Genomic DNA, 16,687 nt, shown 5'->3' with positions numbered 1-16,687 from the left:
CCACAGCATGGCAACAATCGCAAATTTCTTAACGATGCCTTGAGCTTGCCCCTTTATTGTCAAGTTTGACATGCAGCAATATCGTATCGCAGTGGTGAGGATTGGCTGATGACCAATATCAATGTCGCAGTGCCTGGTGGCGCACAACATCTAGCCCGCCCATCGACGTTTTCGGTGGAAGATACCTATTGGGGTTATGTCGTTCGGTCCGGCCGTGGCCCGTCATTAAGCGTTGTGATGTCGCAGATCGCGTCATTTTTCTTTGGCGCATGTTTCCTGACGGCCTGTTTCGGCATTCTTTTGATGCCCTCGATTGCCTTTGATGGCGGCACAGGCGCGTTCCGCGTTGGTGCGGCGACATTGTTCGGCGCCGTTGCATTCTACCTGCTATGGTTCGCCAGCCGCGGCACCCGTCCCGAGCTTCACGTTGACAATGCCGTTGGCGAAATTCGCGAGGTCATCTGTAACCGCGCGGGCAAGCCGACCACTGTGGGCTGCTACGGTTTTGACACGATTGGTGGTGTTTTCATCGAAACTGATCCGGAATCGTCCCTCTCGACGCTCGTCTTGCGCTACCGCAATACCGTGCAAACCGTTGCTGTCGCCGAAGGCACCGAGGCGCAGTTGATCGGCCTTCGGGACCAATTGGCGCGTGATTTGATGGTGTGTACCGCCGCTGGCGGGTCGTTTTCGCAGGCCCGCGCCGCCTGACCAAATCCCGCTGCGCGGGCTGCCGAACAATGCGTGTTCGATTTTGTGGAATTGCCTTGGACCGTTGCGCACTATCTTAAGGGTTGCGTAACACACATCTGAGGAGATCACGATGAAGACCCTTCTGACTGCTGCGACGCTGGTCGCAGCCACGTTGACGACGCCTGCCTTTGCTGCCGCAGAGGATTATGTTCTGGATGCAAGCCACAGCCAGATCGTTTTTAGCTATGACCACCTGGGTTATTCCACGACATATGGCATGTTCTCTGGCTTTGAAGGCACGATCGCGTTTGACCAGGAAGATCCTGCCGCATCCTCTGTCAGTGTCTCATTCCCCGTCAGAAGCATGCTGACAGGCTGGGAAGCCCGCTTTGGCCACTTTATGAGCGACGATTTCTTTGCTGCGGCAGAGGACGAAATGGTGACGTTCACATCAACCGCTATCGAAGTGACCGGTGATGACACCGCGCTGATCACGGGCGATCTGACGCTGAACGGCATCACGAAGCCCGTCGTTCTGGACGCCAAGCTGAACCAGGTGGGTGTTCACCCGCAGCGCGAAAAACCATGGGCTGGATTTGATGCGACAACAACACTTCTCCGCTCTGACTTTGAAGTTGGTGCATTTGCGCCATTCGTCAGCGACGAAGTTGAAGTGAATATCTCAATCGAGGCGTCCAAGGCTGAATAAGAGCGCCTGACGAAAGGTACCAAAAAGGGCCGCCACTATCGCAGTGGCGGCCCTTTTCTTGTGCGTGTGGCGCCTTATTCGGCCGTGCGCGTTGCGTTGAGGGAAATCAAAACCTCAACGTTAAATCCAAGGCTGCTTTCGTCGGACATGCTTTGACCAATTGCAAAGTCCCGCCGATCAAGCGTTGTCCCCCCCGACATTTCGGCATCATCGCCCGCAATTGTCAGATCAAAAGGCAGGCTGACTGGCATTTCGTTTTCCTTGATCCGCAACGTTCCCTCTGCCCGAAGACCGTCGCCGTCTTGCACGATGTCGGCCTGGAAAACCGCGGTGGGGAAGGTTGTGGCGTCAAAAAAGTCGGCGCCCATTGCCTGATCGGACACAGAGCCAAGCTTGAGCGATGTAATGGCGATTGTCGTTGTCACTTCGCCCATTTTGCCTTGGGCGTCGGGATCGAATGTGATGCTGGATGTCCAGTCTTCGAAACTGCCTGTGACGGGGCTGCCAAGTTGGGCGACGGTGATCGCTATCTCACCATTCGTGACCTGCCATTGTGAGGCCACCGCATCAAGGGCGGGGCCACCTTGTTCGGATTGGTGGCTGAGAATGCCCGCGCCCGCACCGGCGGCTGTTGCTGCGGCATAAATCAGCACGGCCGCCAGCGGAGGGGCGAGACTGCTGTGATGCGGGCCGACAGCAGGCGTTTCGGACTGCCCGAACCACATCCGGCGCAACGTCGCATCCTTGTCAATGATCTGATGCTTCAACGCGCCCGCAATATGCAGCAGGATCGCGCCGACCATGATTTTCGACCAGATCCAATGCAGACCCGCAAACAGCTCTGCCGTGCCTTCATCCTTGCCCACAAGCGGCAGTCCTTGCCCGATTGGCAACAGGATGGGCGCAAAGCCGGTTGTTGCTGCGTGGTGAATCCAGCCGGTCAGCGGGACCGCGACAAGTGAGACGTAAAGCAGCCAATGCACGATCTCGGCCAACAAGGTTTCGGCCTTGCGTTCGGGGTGAAGCGGCCCGGGCTTGGTTTGGGTGATCGCCCAGATGATCCGCCCCAAGGCGACAGCAAACACAATGATGCCCAGTGTTTTGTGCAGGGAAAACAGGGTCGCCTTTAGTGCGATCTGCGCATCTGTTTCAAATGGCAGCCGGTTGGCGATGGCCCCCAGTGGAATGATGGTGATAATCAGAAGTGCGGTGAGCCAGTGAAAGGTCTTTGTTACGCTGCCGTAAACTGTCTGGGTGTTCGCTGTTGACATGGTCAGATCCCGTTCCTGTTTGCTTGGCTGCTTTTATCATCCGCGCGGCTGACCGCACAGTGCAAGAAATGCGCAGCCCCTGTGCATCGGGTGGGTTGCTTGTGCGCCCCGGCTGGGCGCGCTAAGCCTGCGTGAAGACCCAGATCAAGAGGAGGGCGCAGATGCGCGCATTCGTATTTCCCGGCCAGGGGGCGCAAACCATCGGCATGGGCAAGGCACTTGCAGAGGCCTATCCAGCCGCAAAAGCGGTGTTTGAAGAGGTCAATGACGCGCTGGATCAGGATCTGTCGGCATTGATCTGGGAGGGCGACATCGCCGATCTGACGCTGACCCGCAATGCGCAACCGGCCTTGATGGCCACATCGCTGGCGGCCCTGCGCGCCCTGCAGGCCGAGGGCGTCAGCGTCACCTCGGCGTCTTTTGTCGCGGGTCATTCCCTGGGCGAATATTCAGCCCTTGCGGCTGTGGATGCGCTGAGCATTGCCGACACGGCCCGCCTGTTGCGCGCCCGCGGCACCGCGATGCAAGAGGCCGTTCCCGTTGGTGTTGGTGCCATGGCCGCGTTGCTGGGGCTGGATTTTGAGGCGGCTTCCGCTGTCGCCGCGGAGGCTGCGCAAGGTGACGTCTGCGAGGCTGCAAATGACAATGACCCCGCGCAAGTCGTCGTTTCAGGGCATAAGGCGGCCGTGGAACGCGCATTGGTCATTGCCAAGGAAAAGGGGGCCAAACGCGCCGTGTTGCTGCCTGTCAGCGCCCCATTCCATTGCAGCCTGATGGCCCCGGCTGCGGATGTTATGGCTGCCGCGCTGGCCGACGTGCAGATCAATGCCCCCATGGTGCCGGTTGTTGCCAATGTCAAAGCCGAGGCGGTGACTGACCCCGAAGAGATCAGGACGCTGTTAGTAGCACAGATCACCGGATCCGTGCGCTGGCGCGAAAGCGTCGCCTTTATGGCCGCACAGGGTGTGAGTGACATATATGAAATTGGCGCAGGCAAGGCCCTGTCAGGGATGATCAAGCGGATTGATCGTGCCGTCACACCGCAAGCAATTGGTACGCCGGATGATGTGCGCGCCGCTGCCGCAGCTTTTCAGGACTAGAATAGGGTCTTTCAGATGTTTGATTTAAAAGAAAAAAATGTACTTGTGACGGGTGCCTCTGGTGGGATTGGTAATGCGATTGCGACAGCGCTGCATGGCGCTGGTGCAACTGTCGCTCTGTCGGGAACCCGTGTTGCCCCATTAGAGGCGCTGGCCGCTGATTTGGAGTCACGGGCGCATGTCCTGCCCTGCGATTTGAGCGATGCAGATGCGGTCAATGCGCTGCCAAAACAGGCCGCCGATGCGATGGGCGCGGTCGATATTTTGGTGAATAATGCAGGCATCACCCGCGACAACATCTTTATGCGCATGTCAGACGAGGAATGGGCATCGGTGCTGGAGGTCAATCTGACGTCGACCATGCGCCTGTGCAAAGGTGTGATCCGCGGCATGATGAAGTCCCGCTGGGGCCGGATTGTGAACATCTCGTCCGTTGTCGGTGCGACGGGCAACCCCGGACAGGCGAACTATGCGGCCTCGAAGGCCGGTATGGTTGGTATGTCCAAATCCATCGCTTATGAGGTCGCCAGCCGCGGCATTACCGTCAATTGTGTGGCGCCCGGATTTATTGCAACCGCCATGACCGAGAAGCTGACAGATGATCAGAAGGCCGGAATTTTGGGCCAGATTCCTGCGGGCCGGATGGGCGATTCCGATGAAATTGCGGCTGCTGTACTGTATCTTTCTAGCCCTGAGGCCGCTTATGTGACCGGCACGACCTTGCATGTGAATGGCGGCATGGCCATGTTCTAGGCGCGGAGGTGAAATCGTTTGCCTATACGGAATTCTCTGTTATAGGCCACGCAGATTTGCCAAAATGTGCATGTGACCCGACGTCAGATGTCTCTGCGCAGATTGGTATTGGTCCGGAAACAACCGGATCGACGAAGAGGGCGAATGCCCAGAGTGAAAACGGGCCGAAGCCCAGAAAGACATGAGGAATTGATATGAGCGACGTTGCTGAGCGCGTACGCAAGATCGTTGTAGAACATCTTGGTGTTGAAGAAGATAAAGTGACGGAATCGGCTTCCTTCATTGATGATCTGGGCGCAGATAGCCTTGATACTGTTGAGCTGGTGATGGCTTTTGAAGAAGAGTTCGGTATCGAAATCCCTGATGACGCTGCTGAAACCATTCAAACCTTTGGTGACGCAGTAAAGTTCATCAACGGCGCGCAGTAACTGCCCACCACATATCTTGATCGTTTATGCGGCGTCCAATGGGGCGCCGCGTTGCGTTTGAGCGAGTGTCTTTGAAATGCCGGCGGAATTGCGGATGTCCGCGACCTGCGCAGCGCTGAGGGCTTTGTTAAAGAGGATCCCGCTGTAGTGCTGGTTATTCCACGCGATGACACCGTGATGCCAATCGGCCCCGATCATGATCGCGATGGCGGTTTTAAGTTTCGGCGCATTCTCGGCGTCATGCGCCAGTTTTGCGCCGTTGCCGCTGATATCGTGCAGGACGCCCTCATATTCGCGCCCCTCGCGCGTGTACCGCGTTGCGTAGAGCGCCGGATATCGCCGCGCGCGTCTGCGTTTGCGCTGTAAATGCCGCCGTATCAGCCGCACCGCAATGATTGTGCCGATGATGCTGCCGATCAACAAGATCAACGTCACATAGGATGCCTTGATCGGCGAAGCGGGCCCATCATCGCTGTCTGTGGTTCCGCCACGGGTCTGCGTTGTCGTTGATGGTGGCCGCGCCGGGGTTGGGGCCTCGTCGAAATGTGGCTGTGCGGACGTTTGACCCGGCCGTTCTGAGGCGACCCGCGCGCAATGCATCTTTGCCAGCAGATGATCTGCGGCGGCCAGTGTTTGACGCACCTGTGGCTGATCGAAATACGTGGCCGCCGTGTTCGGGTCGGATGGGTCAATTGCCCTGACAGCATGCCTTGCGCTGTCAATCAATCGTTCGAATGTCAGATGTGCGGATGACTGCGCCTCGACCCCCAATGATGTTGCATCCAGCCCTTGCGAAAAAACACCGACCTGCCGTTCAAGGAAACTGACGTCGAATGCAAAGCTGGTCTGATCGTACCCCCGCGCAAGCCTGTCTTGTGCAAAGTGCAGATTGTACAGACCGATCATCACAGCGCAGCTTTGATCCGCAAAGGCGGGCATTCCCATGATGTTGACGCAGAACGTAAAGATGATCGCAAATAATCGTACTGATTGATCCGCCTGCCCACACCGCTCTTCTTTAGGTCAGATTGGTTAATGTAAGCTGAACCATGCCCTTGCGTTCTCTTGCCGAATGGCGCGGGTCCTCTTGCCCCTCTGCCAAGGCCTGATGTATCAGTGTCCGTAAATACGCCAAGAGGTGAGGGCAGAATATGCGTCGCGTTGTAGTCACTGGGTTGGGTTTGGTAACCCCGCTTGCCGATGGTGTGGACGACACCTGGAGCCGTTTGCTGGATGGTCAGTCAGGTGCAGGTAAAATCACGGGTTTTGATCCCAGCAAGCTGACCACGCAATACGCGTGTGAGGTCCCGCTGGGTGATGGGACCGCTGGTACGTTCAATGCCGACAAATACATGGAACCCAAGGAACAGCGAAAGGTCGATACCTTCATTCTGTTTGGCCTGGCCGCTGCAGAGCAGGCCATCAAGGATGCCAACTGGATGCCGGAGGATCGCGAGAGCCTTGAACGCACCGGGGTTTTGATGGGGTCGGGTATCGGTGGGCTGAATTCCATCGCCAACACCGCCGTGATGATGGCCGAGAAAGGCCCCCGCCGGGTATCGCCATTCTTTGTGCCTGGTGCGCTGATCAACCTGATATCTGGGCAGGTGTCGATCAAATATGGCTTCCGCGGCCCGAACCACGCTGTTGTGACCGCCTGTTCAACTGGCGCGCATGCAATTGGCGATGCCTCGCGTCTGATCCAGCATGGCGATGCCGATGTCATGGTGGCTGGCGGTGCCGAAGCCGCGATTTGCGAGGTGGGTATTGCCGGGTTTAATGCCTGTAAGGCATTGAGTACAAAGCATAATGACAACCCCAAGATTGCCAGCCGTCCATGGGACGAAGATCGCGATGGCTTTGTCATGGGTGAGGGTGCCGGGATGGTCGTTTTGGAGGAGTATGAGCACGCCAAGGCACGCGGCGCCAAAATTTACGCCGAGATATTGGGCTATGGCCTAAGCGGCGATGCCCACCATATCACCGCCCCGCCGCCGGATCATGAAGGTGCGGAGCGCGCTATGCGCGCTGCCTGCCGCAATGCCGGTATCGAGCCGTCGCAGATCGACTATGTGAATGCGCATGGTACCTCGACCATGGCCGACACGATTGAGCTTGGCGCGGTAGAGCGCCTTGTCGGCCCGGAGGCGGCTGCAAAGCTGACCATGTCATCAACGAAATCCGCAACGGGCCATTTGCTGGGTGCGGCGGGGGCGATTGAAGCGATCTTTTCAATCCTTGCGATCCGCGATCAGGTGGCCCCGCCCACAATCAACCTTGATAATCCGGCGGTCGAAACAGTTGTCGATCTTTGCGCCAACGAAAAACGCGAAACCAAGATTGATGTCGCGCTGTCAAACTCCTTTGGGTTTGGTGGCACCAATGCAAGCGTCATCTTTGGGAAAGTCACCTGATGTGGCGCCACATCGCCGCAAATGCGCTGACGTTTCTGACGGTCGCATTGTTTCTGGTTGTTGGCGCAATTGGCTGGGGCACAAAGCAATTTCGTGATCCCGGCCCTCTGGGCCAAGCGATCTGTTTGCAGGTGCCCAGCGGGTCCAACATGAGTGCGGTCGCCGATCAGCTGGTCGAAAACGGCGCGGTCACTTCGCCGTCGATCTTCAAGATCGGTGCCGATTATTCGGAAAAGTCCGGCCAGTTGAAAGCCGGCAGCTTTCGTGTTCCCCCACAGGCGTCGATGGAAGAAATTGTCGACATCGTGACCCGTGGTGGCCGCAATACATGCGGCACGCAGGTCATTTATCGTGTTGGGATCAACCGGACACTGGTCGATGTCCGCGAGCTTGATCCTGCAACAAATGAATTTGTCGAGATTGCCAGCTTTGATGCGGTGGACGATCCGCGCCCGGCCGAATATGCCGAGGTCCGCGAAGGCAGTGACACCACCTATCAGGTGACGATTGCCGAAGGTGTCACCAGCTGGCAGATTGCATATTCTTTGAGCGAGCTGGACGTGTTGCAAGCCGATGTGGACCAGACCCCGCCGGAAGGATCACTTGCGCCGGAAAGCTATGAGTTGCGCCCCGGTGAGCCTGTATCGGCCGTGCTTGCGCGCATGACCACAAAGCAGGAAGCCATTCTTGCCGAGGCCTGGGAAAATCGCGCCGAGGGCCTGCCGCTGCAAACCCCGGAAGAGGCGCTTGTTCTTGCCAGCATTGTCGAGAAGGAAACGGGCATTGCCGATGAACGCCGTCAGGTTGCCAGCGTATTTGTGAACCGTCTCAATCAAGGCATGCGGCTGCAAACCGACCCGACGGTCATCTATGGTATCACGCAGGGCGAAGGTGTTCTGGGCCGTGGTTTGCGGCAGAGCGAGTTGCGCGCCGAGACCCCGTGGAACACATATGTGATTGAGGGATTGCCCCCGACGCCGATCGCAAATCCGGGTCGCGCGAGTATTGAAGCCGCGCTGAACCCTGACACGACAGACTACATCTTTTTTGTTGCTGACGGAACGGGTGGCCACGCGTTTGCCACCAATCTGGATGATCACAATCGCAACGTTGCGCGCTGGCGCGAGATCGAGGCCGAGCGCGCCAGTGATGGTTAACCTTCTGCAAATGTTAACGAATTACTAACGCGCGGCCCGAGCCACAACCCCAGATTGTTTGACATTTTTCAGTGTTTTGCCGTATTTCTTAATGGCTAGAAGGCGAAGTTACCAAAGTATGTAGCGTCGGCTCTCGACTGTAACGGAAGCATCCTTACAGGCCAGTTTATCATGACGAAACCCAAGAAACGGGCCATCGGTGCCCATGACGACCCCGCAACACGTGTTGCGGAGACCAAGAAGCTGTTCAGACAAATCCGGGAGACGCTTGTCCATATGCTTGAAACCTTGGGCACGACTCAAGGCGATACACCAAAATCAATCGTGACAAAAATGAATGAATTGCAAGCCGCACACCTCAAGGTGTTGTCGGCAGAGGAGGCGTTTGACGTCCATTATGGAAAGCTCGACACAGCCGAAACCCCCGACTTTGATGCAATCCGGATTGAGATCGGGCGCCAGCTTGATCGCATCCGCAACACGACCGACGCAAGCAGCGTTCTTGAAGACACTGACCCCCCGGCAGCTTGAAGCCCTGCCTTACCTGTTCGAGTTCTGGGCCATGCCGCACCAGATCCCCCCGGCTGGCGCCTGGCGCAACTGGGTGGTTCTGGGCGGCCGTGGTGCGGGCAAGACCCGTGCAGGTTCGGAATGGGTCCGTCAGCAGGTAGAGGGCCCCACACGTGTGGCCCCCGGTATTTCGGCCCGTGTGGCCCTTGTCGCCGATACGCTGGAGCAAGCCCGCGAGGTCATGATCTTTGGGGAGAGCGGGATCATGGCCGTGTCCCCCGCGGACCGAAAACCGACATGGATTGCCGGTCGTCAAATGCTGATATGGCCGAATGGTGCCAGCGCGCAGGCCTTTTCGGCCCACGCCCCGGAGGCATTGCGTGGCCCGCAATTTGATGCGGCCTGGGCAGATGAGCTGGCGAAATGGCCCCTGACCGGTGATCCATGGGACATGCTGCAGTTTGCCGTACGGCTTGGCGTGGATCCCCGCGTTTGCGTGACCACGACCCCCCGGCGATCTGCCGTTTTGGCCAATATACTTGAGCAGGAAACAACCGTGGTGACCCATGCGTCGACATATGCCAATCGGGCCAATCTGGCGGCGAGTTTTCTGACAGAGGTCGAGGCCCGATACGGTGGCACATCCCTTGGTCGGCAAGAGATTGATGGCATCATGCAGGCAGAGGTTGATGATGCCTTGTGGACGCCCAAGCAGCTTGCCACGGCGCAGATTGCAAAAGCCCCGTCACTGACCCGCGTTGTTGTCGCCATTGACCCCCCCGGCACATCTCATGCCAAATCGGACGAATGCGGGATCATCATTGCTGGTGTCGATATGTCTGGCCCGATCCAGGATTGGCGGGCCATCGTGCTTGAGGATGCCACGATGCATGCGGCCCGACCTGCGGAATGGGCCAAGGCAGCCATCGCGGCCATGCGGCGTCATGATGCCGACCGTCTTGTTGCAGAGGTCAATCAGGGTGGCGACATGGTTGAGGCTGTAATCCGTCAGGTGGATCCTTTGGTGCCTTACAGATCTGTCCACGCGACCCGTAGCAAGTCGGCCCGCGCCGAACCTGTTGCCGCCTTGTATGAGCAGGGCCGTGTATCGCATTTGCACGGTTTAGGCGCGTTGGAGGATCAGATGTGTCAAATGACCATCAGGGGCTATGCCGGGCAGGGGTCCCCGGACCGTGTTGATGCATTGGTCTGGGCCCTGCAGGATCTGATGATTGATCCGGCTGCAAAGTGGCGGGACCCCCGTATTCGCGGCCTTTGAGGGTGTTGCCCGATCCCCGTACGGACCCGTTTCTTCTTTGTAACTCTTCTGACGCAAATTGTTTTTCGTGGATTGCAGCCGGTCAGACTGGCCCGGACCAAGGAGTGATTGATGTTTGATTTTCTAAACCGTGCAAAGCCTGATGTGCCCGCTGCCGAGGTCAAGGCCTCGGCGACTGGCCGTGTCATGGCGATGCAGGGTGCAGGCCGTGTGGTGTGGAGTCCGCGTGACGTCACATCGCTGACGCGGGCCGGGTTCACCGGCAATCCCATCGGCTTTCGTGCGGTCAAGCTGATTGCGGAGGCGGCCGCGGCCCTGCCGCTGGTCTTGCAGGATGCCGAACGTCGCTATGAGATGCACCCGGTGCAGACTTTGCTTGCCCGTCCGAATAGCGGGCAGGGCCGCGCGGAGTTGCTGGAGGCGTTGTTTGGCCAGATCCTGTTGACCGGCAACGGCTATCTCGAGGCGGTAGCGGATGAGGACTTGCCTGTCGAGTTGCACGTGTTGCGCTCGGACCGGATGTCGATTGTGCCTGGTCCCGATGGTTGGCCGGCGGCCTATGAGTATAATGTTGGTGGTCGCAAGCATCGTTTTGCCGTGTCCCCCGATCACAGCCCGATCTGCCATATCAAGAGTTTTCATCCCCAAGACGATCACTATGGATTCTCGCCTTTGCAGGCCGCCGCAAGTGCCATTGATGTGCATAACGCCGCATCCCGTTGGTCCAAGGCCTTGCTGGACAATGCCGCCCGCCCATCAGGCGCGATTGTCTATCGCGGCGCGGATGGTCAGGCCTCACTGAGCGCGGATCAGTATGACCGGCTGTTGGGCGAGATGGAGACCCAGCACCAGGGCGCCCGGAATGCGGGCCGGCCGATGCTGCTGGAAGGCGGTCTGGACTGGAAGCCGATGGGCTTTTCCCCGTCCGACATGGAGTTTCAGAAAACCAAAGAGGCCGCCGCCCGCGAAATCTCGGTCGCTTTTGGTGTCCCGCCAATGTTGCTGGGCATTCCGGGGGACGCCACATATGCGAATTATCAGGAGGCCAACCGCGCCTTTTACCGATTAACGGTTCTGCCACTGGCGACCCGTGTCGCCAGCGCCCTTGCTGACTGGTTGTCGGACTATCATGGCGAGCAGGTTCAGCTTCGGCCCGACCTTGATCAGATCCCGGCCTTGTCGGTGGAACGCGATGCACAATGGCGCCGCGTTTCCGAAGCGGCATTCCTGACAGATGCCGAAAAGCGCAACCTGCTGGGGCTACCGGCATTGGAGGCTGGCGATGAGCGATAAAATCGTCGACCTCAAAGGGCGCCCTCGCCAGTATTCGCCGCCACCAGTGTCTGACTTCTGGTTTGCGCAGGTCGATGTCCGCCTAAGCCGGATCGAGCAGATGGTGTCCCGGCTGGAATGGCAGATTTGGGTGATCGTCTGCAGCTGCGCTGGTTTGCTGATCTTTGAAATTGTAAAAACACTGAGCGGGAGACCGGTATGAGTTTGGAACACAAGTTCTGCGCGTTGGGCACGGAGGTCACCGTGACCGATGGGACGATCATCAGCGGTTATGCCTCCCTATTCGGGAAACCCGATCAGGGCGGCGATACCGTTGTTGCCGGCGCCTATGCCACATCACTGACCAATCAGCGGTCAGTCAAGATGTTATGGCAACATGATCCCGCACAGCCCATTGGCGTCTGGGATGAGGTCCGCGAGGACGCCAAGGGCCTTTGGGTCAAGGGCCGCTTGCTGACGGATGTTGCCAAAGGCCGTGAGGCTGCATCGCTGATCGGGGCAGGGGCGATTGACGGCCTGTCGATCGGATATCGCACTGTGAAATCCCACAAGGATGACAAGGGGCGCCGCCTTTTGTCCGAGTTGGAGCTTTGGGAGGTGTCGCTTGTCACATTCCCGATGCTTCCGGATGCGCGTGTGGCAGCAAAGGGTGATGCGCCCCAAGCTGATCTGATGCGTGATTTGGCCGCCGCTTTTGAGACTGCGCGCCGCGTGATGGCGCGGGACTGACCCCGCCCAGTACCAAAACCAAAGGATGAAAGATGCGTAAAACTGAGACCAAGTCTCAGGCTGGGGAAGATATGTCTCCGGCCGAGGAACTGAACCGCGCGATTGCCGGCTTCATGAACGATTTCAAAGACTTCTCCAACGGCGTTAGCGCCAAACTTCAAAGACAGGATGACCGGATGAATAAGTTGGACCGAAAGACGATGATTGCTGCCCGTCCCGCGCTGTCGGCCGCTGCGCGCGAGGAAGCGCCGCATCAAAAGGCCTTTGCCGCCTATCTACGCTCTGGCGACGATGACGCCCTGCGTGGCCTGGAGATCGAGGGTAAGGCCTTAGCGACGACCATCGCGGCCGAAGGTGGTTATCTGGTGGATCCGCAGACCGCAGAGACGATCCAGAACACGCTGAGTTCAACCGCATCCATTCGTGCGATTGCAAATGTCGTTAATGTCGATGCGACCTCTTATGATGTGCTGGTGGATCATTCGGACCTGGGCGCTGGTTGGGCCACCGAAGCCAGCACCATTACCGAGACGACAACCCCGCAGATCGAGCGGATCACGATCCCGCTGCATGAGTTGTCCGCATTGCCCAAGGCCTCGCAGCGTCTGCTGGATGACAGCGCCTTTGATATCGAGACCTGGCTGGCCGGGCGCATCGCCGACAAGTTTGCCCGTTCAGAGGCAGCGGCCTTCATTTCGGGTGATGGTGCTGACAAACCTACCGGGCTTTTGAGCTATCCCGCTGTCGAGAATGACACATGGGATTGGGGCAATATTGGCTATGTGGCGTCCGGCACGGCAGGCGGCATCACCCGCGCGGATCCGATTGTCGATCTGGTCTATTCGCTTGGGGCTGAGTACCGCGCAAATGGTACATTCGTGATGAATTCCAAGACTGCCGGACATGTCCGCAAGTTGAAGGATAATGACGGTCGCTTCGTCTGGGTCGACGGCCTGGCGGTTGGTGAGCCCGCCCGCCTGATGGGGTATCGCGTGCTGATCGCCGAAGATATGCCGGATATCGCCGAGGACAGTTATTCTATTGCGTTTGGTGATTTCACGGCTGGTTACACGGTCGCCGAGCGCCCCGATCTGCGCGTTTTGCGCGATCCGTTCAGCGCCAAACCGCATGTCCTTTTCTATGCAACAAAGCGTGTCGGCGGCGCGGTGAGCGATTTTGCGGCCATCAAGCTTTTGCGGTTCGCGACCAGCTGATGTTGGCGTGAAACGGTGCTGCTCTCTGTCCCGGGGGCGGCACCACCCCGGGCGCGCGCAAGGCAATCCCCGCATTGTCTAGCTGCTCCCTTCCGTCCGAGTGATGCGGGGGGCGTGCGCCCGGGTTCTGACGACCTGATCTGCTGGGGTCAGTGATTTTTCGGAGAATTTCCATGATGTTAGTCGAAGAGACCACCGTGCCACAATCGGCGCTGCCGGTCGCAATTTTCAAAGACCATATGCGCCTGGGCTCGGGGTTCTCGGATGACGGGTTTCAAGATTCGATACTGGAGAGCTACTTGCGTGCCGCCATTGCCGCAATTGAGGCCCGGACTGGCAAAGTCCTGATCGAGCGCGAATTCAGTTGGACCTTGACCGCATGGCGCGATGATCGTCGCCAACCGCTGCCAGTGGCCCCGGTCAGTGCTATTGCGGCCGTTACCCTGCTGGATGTGACCGGTGACGAGACAATTGCCGATACCGACGCCTGGTATCTGGAACTGGATCAACAGCGCCCCAGCCTTAAGGCTGTTGCCGCCTGCCTTCCCGCGATCCCCGCAAATGGATCGGTCCGCATCGAGATGCTGGCGGGTTTCGGCCCCGAATGGGGCGATTTACCCGCTGATCTGGCGCAGGCCGTTTTGATGTTGGCAGCCCATTATTATGAATATCGCCATGACGTCAGCACCGGCGCAACTGCGATGCCCTTTGGCGTGTCGTCGCTGATTGAGCGTTATCGCACGGTTCGCTTGTTTCTGGGGTCACGCGCATGAGTGTTCCCCGCTTGAACAGGTCCCTTTTGCTGGAGGCCCCGACACGTGTTTCGGACGGGGCCGGCGGGTTTACCAGCGATTGGCAGACCCTTGGCGTCCTTTGGGCGGAGGTGAAGGCCGGATCAGGTCGCGAGACGGCAGCCTTTGCTGCGACAGTGTCCCGCGTTCCTTGCCGCATCACCGTGCGGGCCGCACCCCATGGTGCCGCGTCCCGGCCGACCGCCGGTCAGCGCTTTCGCGATGGCGCGCGACTTTTTCATATCAACGCCGTCGCCGAGCGCGATGCCAACGCCCAGTATTTGCTGTGCTTTGCCGAGGAAGAGGTTGTCTCATGAGTTATGCGATGTCCTCGGCGCTGCAGGCTGCCGTATTTCAGCGCCTCGCAGCTGACACGGCGTTGGCGGACCTGGTTGGTACCGCGATCTACGATGCGCTGCCCGCCGGCAGCTTGCCATCGCTTTACGTGGTGCTGGGTCCTGAAGATGTGCGTGATGCATCGGACAAGACAGGTGGCGGCGCCTTGCATGAGTTCACGGTCACGGTCGTCACAGAGAGTGCCGGATTTTCGTCGGCCAAGACGGCCGCCGCGGCAGTCTCTGATGCGTTGGTTGACGCACCTCTCAGCCTGACACGCGGCAGCCTTGTTTCGCTGCGCTTTTACAAAGCCAAGGCGGCGCGGGTGGGCACGGGCGATATGCGCCAGATCAACCTGATTTTTCGTGCCCGCGTTGCCGACGACACTTAATCCAAATGCCTCGAAGGAGTGATGGCCATGCCAGCCCAAAACGGAAAAGACCTGCTTGTAAAGATTGATATGACCGGTGACGGATTGTTTGAAACTGCAGCCGGTTTGCGCGCGACGCGCCTAAGCTTCAACGCCGAAAGTGTGGACGTCACCAGCCTGGAAAGTACCGGCGGTTGGCGTCAGCTGCTGGGCGGGGCGGGGGTAAAGACGGCCTCGATCTCGGGCTCTGGCGTGTTCAAGGACGAATCGACTGACGAGCGTGCCCGCCAGATATTCTTTGACGGGGAGACCCCTGACTTTCAGGTTATTATCCCCGATTTTGGCACGGTCGAAGGCCCGTTCCAGATCACATCAATCGAATATGCAGGCTCGCATAACGGGGAGGCGACCTACGAGCTGTCTCTGGCCTCGGCTGGTGCGCTGACCTTTACGGCGTTGATCTGATGGCCAATCCCTGGGCGGGGCAGGTCAGTGTGGCCATTGATGGCACACCGCGCGAGTGCAAGCTGACGCTGGGCGCCCTTGCAGAGCTTGAGGCGGGTTTGGGGACCGGATCGCTTGTCGATCTGATCCGCCGTTTCGAGACGGGGGCCTTTTCCAGCCGCGACGTCATGGCCGTTATTGTGGCCGGCTTGCGTGGCGGCGGCTGGACGGGCCGGTCCGAGGACCTGATCAGCGCCGAGATTGAGGGTGGCCCGGTTGGGGCCGCCCGGATTGCCGCGACGTTGCTGGCGCGCGCTTTTGCGCTGCCCACATGACCGGTCTGGATTGGGCGGGGCTTATGCGTTCCGGCCTGCATGGTTTGCGCCTGACCCCGGCCCAATTCTGGGCGCTGACGCCTGCAGAGTTGCAGTTGATGCTGGGTCTATCGCCGACGGCGCAACCGATGGGGCGCGACAGGCTGAAATCACTGCTGGATGCCTTCCCCGACGAACCAAAGGATATGAATGATGGATGATTTGGACAGGCTGGACGCGCTTGATAGCGATATCAGCGCGCTGGAGCGTACCTTGGGTGACACGGCTGCGATGACGTCTGCATTTGATGATCAATTGCGCGGCGTCCAATCGACACTTACGGAAACCACCCGAGATCTGGGCAATCTGGAACGTGGCTTTTCGGCCGGGTTGCGCCGGGCGATTGACGGTCTGGTGCTGGACGGCGCCAAGCTTTCGGATGTGTTGGGAGGTCTGGCGCAATCCATGGTGAATACAGCCTATTCCGCCGCCATGCGCCCGATCACCGATCATTTTGGCGGCGCATTAGCAGATGGTCTGAACGCCGCGATATCCAGCGTGATGCCCTATGCCGATGGCGCCCCGTTTTCCCAGGGCCGCGTCATGCCATTTGCAAAGGGCGGCGTTGTCAGCGCCCCCACAACATTTCCGATGCGCGGCGGCACGGGGCTGATGGGCGAAGCCGGACCCGAGGCCATCATGCCATTGGCCCGCGGTGCGGATGGCCGACTGGGGGTCCGCACCCAGGGTGGGTCCAACGTGACCGTGAACATGAATATCTCGACCCCCGACGCGCAGGGTTTTCAGCGCAGCCAGGGTCAGATTGCGGCCCAGATGACCCGTGCATTGGGTCGCGGTCAACGTAACAGATAAGGGGCAGCA

General features: G+C 58.8%; 22 protein-coding genes. 20 read left to right on the top strand and 2 right to left on the bottom strand.

From position 1 onward, the window contains the following. Nucleotides 1–108 precede the first annotated feature (108 nt). Together AABB31_RS05910 and AABB31_RS05905 are read left to right on the top strand one after the other, a co-directional pair. Entirely contained in the window at nt 109–711 is a 603-nt protein-coding gene (locus tag AABB31_RS05910) for a hypothetical protein (RefSeq protein ID WP_342075386.1), read from the top strand. 112 nt (nt 712–823) lie between these two features. Then, the gene (locus tag AABB31_RS05905; protein WP_342075387.1) at nt 824–1,402 is read left to right on the top strand and encodes a YceI family protein; all 579 of its coding nucleotides are present in this window, start codon (nt 824–826) and stop codon (nt 1,400–1,402) included. A 74-nt stretch (nt 1,403–1,476) separates the two neighbouring features. On the opposite strand, the gene AABB31_RS05900 is transcribed toward AABB31_RS05905, so the two are convergent. Continuing rightward, nucleotides 1,477–2,673 carry a cytochrome b/b6 domain-containing protein gene (locus AABB31_RS05900; protein ID WP_342075388.1) on the bottom strand — a complete coding sequence of 399 codons (1,197 nt, stop codon included), beginning with the start codon at nt 2,671–2,673 and terminating at the stop codon, nt 1,477–1,479. Nucleotides 2,674–2,834: 161 nt separating this feature from the next. Here AABB31_RS05900 and fabD point away from each other — a divergent pair, with 161 nt between their 5' ends. The 3 genes from fabD to AABB31_RS05885 all read left to right on the top strand — a co-directional run bounded on the left by fabD (nt 2,835) and on the right by AABB31_RS05885 (nt 4,954). Further along, a complete protein-coding gene (gene fabD / locus AABB31_RS05895) occupies nt 2,835–3,773 on the top strand; it encodes an ACP S-malonyltransferase (protein ID WP_342075389.1) in 939 nt (312 codons plus the stop codon). 15 nt (nt 3,774–3,788) lie between these two features. After that, nucleotides 3,789–4,526 (top strand): 3-oxoacyl-[acyl-carrier-protein] reductase, encoded by a 738-nt coding sequence (fabG, locus tag AABB31_RS05890; RefSeq protein ID WP_342075390.1) that lies wholly within the window; start codon nt 3,789–3,791, stop codon nt 4,524–4,526. Nucleotides 4,527–4,720: 194 nt separating this feature from the next. Further along, the gene (locus AABB31_RS05885) at nt 4,721–4,954 is read left to right on the top strand and encodes an acyl carrier protein (RefSeq protein ID WP_342075391.1); all 234 of its coding nucleotides are present in this window, start codon (nt 4,721–4,723) and stop codon (nt 4,952–4,954) included. A 24-nt stretch (nt 4,955–4,978) separates the two neighbouring features. Here the strand turns inward: AABB31_RS05885 and AABB31_RS05880 are convergent, their stop codons facing one another. Beyond that, nucleotides 4,979–5,899 carry a PilZ domain-containing protein gene (locus AABB31_RS05880; protein WP_342075392.1) on the bottom strand — a complete coding sequence of 307 codons (921 nt, stop codon included), beginning with the start codon at nt 5,897–5,899 and terminating at the stop codon, nt 4,979–4,981. 206 nt (nt 5,900–6,105) lie between these two features. Between AABB31_RS05880 and fabF the strand changes: the two genes are divergently transcribed. The 15 genes from fabF (at nt 6,106) to AABB31_RS05805 (ending at nt 16,678) form a co-directional block, all read left to right on the top strand. Then, complete coding sequence (fabF, locus tag AABB31_RS05875; RefSeq protein ID WP_342075393.1) at nt 6,106–7,368, top strand: beta-ketoacyl-ACP synthase II; 1,263 nt, start codon at nt 6,106–6,108, stop codon at nt 7,366–7,368. Next, a complete protein-coding gene (mltG, locus tag AABB31_RS05870; protein ID WP_373635519.1) occupies nt 7,368–8,525 on the top strand; it encodes an endolytic transglycosylase MltG in 1,158 nt (385 codons plus the stop codon). Before fabF ends, mltG begins: the two co-directional genes overlap by 1 nt. 171 nt (nt 8,526–8,696) lie before the next feature. Continuing rightward, the gene (locus AABB31_RS05865) at nt 8,697–9,056 is read left to right on the top strand and encodes a hypothetical protein (RefSeq protein WP_373635518.1); all 360 of its coding nucleotides are present in this window, start codon (nt 8,697–8,699) and stop codon (nt 9,054–9,056) included. Continuing rightward, on the top strand, nt 8,959–10,314 hold the full coding sequence (locus tag AABB31_RS05860) for a DNA-packaging protein (RefSeq protein ID WP_373635517.1): 1,356 nt from the start codon (nt 8,959–8,961) through the stop codon (nt 10,312–10,314). The genes AABB31_RS05865 and AABB31_RS05860 overlap by 98 nt, the downstream gene beginning before the upstream one ends. Nucleotides 10,315–10,425: 111 nt before the next feature. Further along, entirely contained in the window at nt 10,426–11,607 is a 1,182-nt protein-coding gene (locus tag AABB31_RS05855) for a phage portal protein (protein WP_342075394.1), read from the top strand. Continuing rightward, nucleotides 11,597–11,809: a hypothetical protein gene (locus tag AABB31_RS05850; RefSeq protein ID WP_342075395.1), complete on the top strand. Its 213-nt coding sequence runs from the start codon at nt 11,597–11,599 to the stop codon at nt 11,807–11,809. Before AABB31_RS05855 ends, AABB31_RS05850 begins: the two co-directional genes overlap by 11 nt. Beyond that, nucleotides 11,806–12,336, top strand: coding sequence for an HK97 family phage prohead protease (locus AABB31_RS05845; protein WP_342075396.1), 531 nt, complete (start codon nt 11,806–11,808; stop codon nt 12,334–12,336). The genes AABB31_RS05850 and AABB31_RS05845 overlap by 4 nt, the downstream gene beginning before the upstream one ends. Nucleotides 12,337–12,368: 32 nt before the next feature. Next, nucleotides 12,369–13,550, top strand: a complete 1,182-nt coding sequence (locus AABB31_RS05840; RefSeq protein WP_342075397.1) for a phage major capsid protein — start codon at nt 12,369–12,371, stop codon at nt 13,548–13,550. A gap of 173 nt (nt 13,551–13,723) precedes the next feature. Next, nucleotides 13,724–14,323 (top strand): head-tail connector protein, encoded by a 600-nt coding sequence (locus tag AABB31_RS05835; RefSeq protein WP_373635516.1) that lies wholly within the window; start codon nt 13,724–13,726, stop codon nt 14,321–14,323. Next, complete coding sequence (locus tag AABB31_RS05830; protein ID WP_373635515.1) at nt 14,320–14,658, top strand: phage head closure protein; 339 nt, start codon at nt 14,320–14,322, stop codon at nt 14,656–14,658. The genes AABB31_RS05835 and AABB31_RS05830 overlap by 4 nt, the downstream gene beginning before the upstream one ends. Further along, a complete protein-coding gene (locus tag AABB31_RS05825) occupies nt 14,655–15,068 on the top strand; it encodes a DUF3168 domain-containing protein (protein ID WP_342075399.1) in 414 nt (137 codons plus the stop codon). The genes AABB31_RS05830 and AABB31_RS05825 overlap by 4 nt, the downstream gene beginning before the upstream one ends. 27 nt (nt 15,069–15,095) lie before the next feature. Next, nucleotides 15,096–15,512, top strand: a complete 417-nt coding sequence (locus tag AABB31_RS05820; RefSeq protein WP_373635514.1) for a phage major tail protein, TP901-1 family — start codon at nt 15,096–15,098, stop codon at nt 15,510–15,512. Further along, nucleotides 15,512–15,826 (top strand): gene transfer agent family protein, encoded by a 315-nt coding sequence (locus tag AABB31_RS05815; RefSeq protein ID WP_342075400.1) that lies wholly within the window; start codon nt 15,512–15,514, stop codon nt 15,824–15,826. Before AABB31_RS05820 ends, AABB31_RS05815 begins: the two co-directional genes overlap by 1 nt. Continuing rightward, nucleotides 15,823–16,026, top strand: coding sequence for a rcc01693 family protein (locus tag AABB31_RS05810; RefSeq protein WP_342075401.1), 204 nt, complete (start codon nt 15,823–15,825; stop codon nt 16,024–16,026). The genes AABB31_RS05815 and AABB31_RS05810 overlap by 4 nt, the downstream gene beginning before the upstream one ends. Then, nucleotides 16,019–16,678, top strand: coding sequence for a phage tail tape measure protein (locus tag AABB31_RS05805; RefSeq protein ID WP_342078886.1), 660 nt, complete (start codon nt 16,019–16,021; stop codon nt 16,676–16,678). Before AABB31_RS05810 ends, AABB31_RS05805 begins: the two co-directional genes overlap by 8 nt. Nucleotides 16,679–16,687: the final 9 nt, after the last annotated feature.

Source organism: Yoonia sp. SS1-5, from assembly GCF_038443705.2.
Taxonomy (GTDB): domain Bacteria; phylum Pseudomonadota; class Alphaproteobacteria; order Rhodobacterales; family Rhodobacteraceae; genus Yoonia; species Yoonia rhodophyticola.
This window is presented reverse-complemented; position numbering and strand designations above follow the sequence as displayed.